The 2,405-nt window shown below is 73.0% G+C and carries 1 protein-coding gene and 1 pseudogene; both read right to left on the minus strand.

Going from position 1 to position 2,405, the window contains the following annotated elements:
* Positions 1-105: 105 nt before the first annotated feature.
* On the minus strand, positions 106-1,053 hold the full coding sequence (locus HLK59_RS49545; RefSeq protein WP_171148258.1) for a bifunctional riboflavin kinase/FAD synthetase: 948 nt from the start codon (positions 1,051-1,053) through the stop codon (positions 106-108).
* A gap of 165 nt (positions 1,054-1,218) precedes the next feature.
* A pseudogene (locus HLK59_RS49550) lies at positions 1,219-2,405 on the minus strand (serine protease); the annotation flags it as partial.

Consider the following 2,405-nt stretch of genomic DNA (forward strand, 5'->3'; position numbering starts at 1 on the left):
TTGTTTTTTTCTTTCACTACACTGCAGCCCCCGAGATCTGCCCTCTCCTATTCGGCGGCGGGTTCAGATGTGTAAAAGACACAGTCGTAGGGCCGGGAAAGGTGACTACTCGGCCGCCGAGATCAGCTCTCGGCACTTCTTGACGTCCTCGGCCATCTGCACCAGCAGGGCCTCCAGGGAGTCGAACTTCGCCTGGCCGCGTACGTACGCGAGGAAGTCGACGGCCACGTGCAGGCCGTACAGGTCCAACCCCACCCGGTCGATGGCGTAGGCCTCGACCGTGCGCTCGGTGCCGTCGAACTGCGGGTTGGTGCCGACGGAGATCGCGGCCGGCATCGCCTCGCCCTGGGCGTGCAGCCAGCCGGCGTAGACGCCGTCGGCGGGGATGGCGGTGTGCGGGAGGGTCTCGACGTTGGCCGTGGGGAAGCCCAGCTCGCGGCCGCGCTGCGCGCCTCGGACGACCACGCCCTCGACCCGGTGCGGGCGGCCCAGGATCTCGCCGGCGCCCTCGACGTCGCCCGCGCCGACCAGGCGGCGGGTCAGGGTGGAGGAGAACGGCTCGCCGCCGCCCGCGTCGCCGCACACGAACAGGTCGATGACCTCGACCTCGAAGTCGTACGTCTTGCCCTGCTCGGCGAGGAACTCCACGTTCCCCGCGGCCTTGTGGCCGAAGCGGAAGTTGGGGCCCTCGACGACCGCCTTGGCGTGCAGCTTGTCGACCAGGACCTTGACGACGAACTCGGCCGGCGAGAGCTTCGAGAACTCCGTCGTGAAGGGCAGGATGAGGAGCGCGTCCACGCCCAGCTCCGCCATCAGCTCGGCGCGGCGGTGGTGCGGGGCCAGCAGGGGCGGGTGGCTGCCGGGGCGGACGACCTCGCTGGGGTGCGGGTCGAAGGTGACGACGACAGCGGGAACGCCCAGCTCACGGGCGCGTTCCACGGCATGCCGGATGATCAGCTGGTGTCCGCGGTGGACTCCGTCGTAGGAACCGATGGTGACGACGCTGCGCCCCCAGTCCTCGGGAATGTCCTCCAAGCCACGCCAGCGCTGCACTGTGACCGCTCCTCGTCGAACCTGTGTCCGTATGTACGGCTTACCTCTTACGCAGGTCTAAGGGTGCCATGCCGCGTCGCTCCTGCCCGCATCGGCATGGGCGCTGTGACTCGACGCACGTGGGACGGACGTAGGACGCACGCAGGACGCGCGCACGCGGCCTGGTCAGGCGGGGACGCGTAAGCCTGCCAGGTTCTCGATCATCCGGCGGGTACTGGGGCCGACCACCGCCGCCCACCGCTGCGGAGCATCCGTCAGCCAGCCCGCCACCTGCGCGGCGAAGCCCGGCACCTGGCGGCCGAGATCGACGAGGCCGCGGTCGAAACGGGCCGCGCCCTGCGGGGTGCGGACCAGGAGGAGGCCGGTGCGGTGGACGAGTTCACGCAGTCCGTCGTCGGGGTGACGGGCGGCGGCGCGCAGGAGGGCGTCCAGGACGGCGGGCGCGTGCTCGTGGCTCAGCAGGAATTCGAGCAGTTCGCGACGGAGCGGGCGGGAGGCGGGGGTGCCGGGGGTGGCCAGTACGGCGGCCAGCGCGGCCCGCACGTCCTCCGAACCGCCGTCCAGCAGACCGGTGACCAGCGGGAGCAGTACCGCCCGCGCCCCCGGCCCCTGGTCGAGGCGCCGGTCCACGTACGCGGCCATGTCCGCCGCGGTCTCCGGGCGCTGCTCCACCGCCTCCCGCACGAGTACGGCGATCCGGCGCGCCTGCGTGGGCGTGGTGACGTCGGCGAGGGTGCGCAGGGCGGCTCCGGCGCCGGGGCGGCGCAAGCGGGCGCGGAACGCGTCGAGGACCGGCTCCGGGTGGGTGGCCAGGGCGGCGACCAGCGCGCTCGGCGGGAACTGCGGGTCGCCGGCCATGAAGTGGCCGAGTGCCTGCGGGAGATGGCGGGCACGCGTCCGGGGATCGCGGACGAGGAGGGCGAGCGCGCCGCCGTGCAGGGTGCAGTCGGCGGGGCGGGCCAGCAGGGTGAGGGCGGCGTAGCGCAGCAGCTCGCGGTCGGCCTCGGTCGCCACGTGCGGGGCCGCGCGCAGGCCGTACGCCACCGCCGCGACCCGTCGGTCGGGGCGTTCGTCGTGCGCCCACCTGTCCACGGCCCGGCACACCGCCGACGGTTCGTCCTCCGCGAGCACGGCGAGCAGCTCGTCGGCCCGCCGGTGCGCACAGTCGACGAGCACCTCGGTGAGATCGTCGAGGGCGAGCTGCCGGTGGGTGTGCAGCAGCGCCTGCGCGGCCCTCGCGACAGTCGCGTGCGGGGTGGCGGGCAGCGGGCGCTCGTCGTCGAACCAGCGGGTCAGATGGGGTGCTACGGCGGTGGGGTCGGCGGCGAGCAGCCCGGAGGCCGCGTCCAGGA

The organism is Streptomyces sp. S3(2020) (assembly GCF_013044505.1).
Taxonomy (GTDB): Bacteria; Actinomycetota; Actinomycetes; order Streptomycetales; family Streptomycetaceae; genus Streptomyces.